This is a genomic window from Streptomyces otsuchiensis, from assembly GCF_004305975.1.
GTDB classification, from domain to species: domain Bacteria; phylum Actinomycetota; class Actinomycetes; order Streptomycetales; family Streptomycetaceae; genus Streptomyces; species Streptomyces otsuchiensis.
The window spans coordinates 1-2,615 of sequence record NZ_BHZI01000448.1 but is presented as its reverse complement, the minus strand read 5'-3'; the positions used below and the strand labels follow the sequence as shown (position 1 = coordinate 2,615).

4 protein-coding genes and 1 tRNA gene are annotated in these 2,615 nt (G+C 71.9%); 1 reads left to right on the top strand and 4 read right to left on the bottom strand.

Annotated elements, in window-relative coordinates:
• Together E0D90_RS24940 and E0D90_RS24935 are read right to left on the bottom strand one after the other, a co-directional pair.
• Nucleotides 1-1,140: serine/threonine-protein kinase (locus E0D90_RS24940; RefSeq protein WP_130800192.1), on the bottom strand; the 1,140-nt coding region annotated here is incomplete at its 3' end.
• Nucleotides 1,141-1,157: 17 nt separating this feature from the next.
• Nucleotides 1,158-1,718 (bottom strand): helix-turn-helix domain-containing protein, encoded by a 561-nt coding sequence (locus E0D90_RS24935; RefSeq protein ID WP_130800191.1) that lies wholly within the window; start codon nucleotides 1,716-1,718, stop codon nucleotides 1,158-1,160.
• Nucleotides 1,719-1,859: 141 nt separating this feature from the next.
• On the opposite strand from E0D90_RS24935, the gene E0D90_RS24930 reads away from it, so the two are divergent.
• Nucleotides 1,860-1,932 (top strand) — tRNA-Ala (locus E0D90_RS24930).
• A gap of 92 nt (nucleotides 1,933-2,024) precedes the next feature.
• On the opposite strand, the gene E0D90_RS24925 is transcribed toward E0D90_RS24930, so the two are convergent.
• Together E0D90_RS24925 and E0D90_RS24920 are read right to left on the bottom strand one after the other, a co-directional pair.
• Nucleotides 2,025-2,297 (bottom strand): hypothetical protein, encoded by a 273-nt coding sequence (locus E0D90_RS24925; protein ID WP_130800190.1) that lies wholly within the window; start codon nucleotides 2,295-2,297, stop codon nucleotides 2,025-2,027.
• A complete protein-coding gene (locus E0D90_RS24920) occupies nucleotides 2,294-2,548 on the bottom strand; it encodes a hypothetical protein (protein WP_130800189.1) in 255 nt (84 codons plus the stop codon). The genes E0D90_RS24925 and E0D90_RS24920 overlap by 4 nt, the downstream gene beginning before the upstream one ends.
• Nucleotides 2,549-2,615 lie beyond the last annotated feature (67 nt).

The window sequence follows — 2,615 nt, the reverse complement described above, 5'->3', positions numbered from 1 at the left end:
GTACCCCGGCGCCGGAGGCGGCGTCGCGGGCGGCGCGACGGGCTGCGGTGCGGCCGGCCCGTTCCCGGGTGCGGTCAACGGCGCCGCGCTGGTGGGCTGTTCGTACAACGTCGGGCCGGTTGCCTGCGGGCCCGTCGCCGGCTGGGGAGGAGCGGCGGGCGGAGGCAGGTAGAAGCTGCCCGTCTCCGAGGGCGAGGGCAGCGGCGCTGTCGGGCCGGTCCGGCCGGTCGCCTGCTGGGCGTGCTGCTCCACGGGCGGTGAGGGCTCCGGCCCGTCCGGTCCGAAGCCGTCCGGCAGCGGGCCGATCTGGTCGAAGACCTCCACCGGTTCGTGCTCCGCCGCGTCCTCGGGGAGCAGTTCGGCGGACTGCGCCAGCGCGCGGCGCACTCCGGTGGCGGAGCGGAACCGGTTCTGCGGGTCCGGGTTGAGCAGCGCTCCCAGCACCTCCCACAGCGGTTCCGGGACGCCGTCGGGTGCGTCCGGACGGCCGTTCTCGAACGCGTCGACCAGCGCGACGGAGTCGGGCTTGGCACCGGTCAGCAGATACAGCCCGACCAGGCCCACCGCGTACAGGTCCGCCGGGAAGTCCGGTTCCGCGCCCCGCATTTGCTCCGGAGCGAAGTAACCAGGCGTCCCCATCACGTAGTTGGTCTCGGTGAGCCGCGGTTCACCCTTGCGCATCGAGATGCCGAAGTCCGACAGCCGCAGATGCGGACGGCCCTGACCGGTCGCGTCCAGCAGGATGTTGGCCGGCTTGATGTCCCGGTGGACCACGCCCTCGTCGTGCACCGCCTGCAGTCCGGAGAGCAACTGGTCCAGCAGCGTCACCACGAACCGTGGCGGCAGCGGACCGTAGTCCCCGATGAGGTGGGACAGCGAACCGCCGCTGACCAGGTCCATGGTGAACAGGACCTTGTCGTCGTCCGCCGCCCAGCTCGCCGGAGCCAGCACGTGCGGGTGGTCGATCCGCAGCGCCTGTTCCCGCACGAACCGCAGCAGCGTGTGCGCGTCGGACTGCTGGAGGACCTTGGCCGCCACATAGCGCCCGCGCCGGCGGTCCCACGACCGCCACACCGCACCCACACCGCCCCGGCCGATCGGATCGATCAGCTCGTACCGTCCCGCGAATACCTCACCCATGACGCGCCGCCCGCCCCTCAGCCCTGGTGCTGTTCGTAGTGCTCCACCGCGTCGCGTGTCCGGGCCACCCCGTAGATCCGGAGGAACTCGGCCAGCTCCGGGTGGGTCCCGGCCAGCGTGGCCGACGCGCTCTGGATCTCCGAGGCGTCCGCCACGGACCGCAGCAGCGCCTGGATCTCCCGGACCACCCGCTTGGTCGGATTGGCCGGCACACCGGTCGGCCCGGAACGGGTCGCGGCCGAGTTCGGACTGAGCACGTTGCCCCCCGCGCTCCGCCGGATCTCCTCCATCGCCGAGGTCGCCTCGGCGGCACTGACCTGCCCGGCACGCACCTCCGCCGCCAGATCCTGCAACGCCCGCACCCGCTGCACCACGGCCGGGTTGCCGATCTTGGCGCGCTGGCCGCTCATGAGCTGAGACAGCATGGGAGCCGACAGGCCGAGGACGATGGCCAGGCGCGCCTGGTTGAGCCCGAGATCGGTGATCAGCCGGCGAAAGAGCGTGCCCAGCGGCTCGCCGTACCAGGTGGTCTGCTGCTCCCGTGCCCGGTCGGCGGCCTCCTGCTGCCCCGTCTCCATAGCTCTTTCTCCCCTGTCGTCCCCTGGTCCCCCTGTGGGGCTTCACGTACGCGAAGTCCGCGTCATCCTACGGAGAGGAAGGGCCTCGGGCGATACCCGGTCGGAAACCGGAGCGAAGATTGGGTACCCTGGTGGGCGCATGGGGCGTTAGCTCAGTTGGTAGAGCGCTGTCTTTGCATGGCAGATGTCAGGAGTTCGACTCTCCTACGCTCCACAACGGTGCCACGCGAGCACCACGAAGGCCCGGCCGGGGAAACCCGGCCGGGCCTTCGCGCTGCTACGGGTGGCGTCGTCCCGGCCGTGTGCTCAGTGCCGCCGGACGGCGCGGGTGGCAGGACGGTCGGCAGTACGGGTGACTGGGCGGGTGACGGCGAGGGCGGTGGTGGGCGCCAGGGTCAGCCGCGCCGAGGCGTCCAGTTCGAGCCGCACCAGGCCGCCCCGGTGTTCCGCGAACGTCACCGACATGTGCTCGCCGCCCAGCGTGAGAAAGTCGCCGATCCTGATCCGGTCGGCCGTCACCCGCGCGGTGGAAGCCCGGACGCGGGGGCCTGGTGTCCGTGGTCGTGGCGCCTCGCTCACGGCCGGCTCCTCTCGGCCGGGCCTGCGGAGACCCGCAGCGCCCGCAGCGCGATGTTCAGGGCGCGCACGTCGTCGGCGGGCAGAGCACCGAGGTGCACCTTGTAGCCCTGCCGGCGGCAGCCGGCGCACGGGTCGATGACGTCGATGTCGTCGAGGCGCACCCCGAGCTGTCGGACATGGTTGAACAGCTCTCTCGCCTCGTCCTCCATCTCCTCGCGGTCGGAGTTCGCGAAGCTGATCTCTTCGAACACGACTGGTCTCCACTGGTCAGGGTTCGGGGGCGCGGGTGGTGCCGGGTGGGCCGGGCGCGCCGAGGGC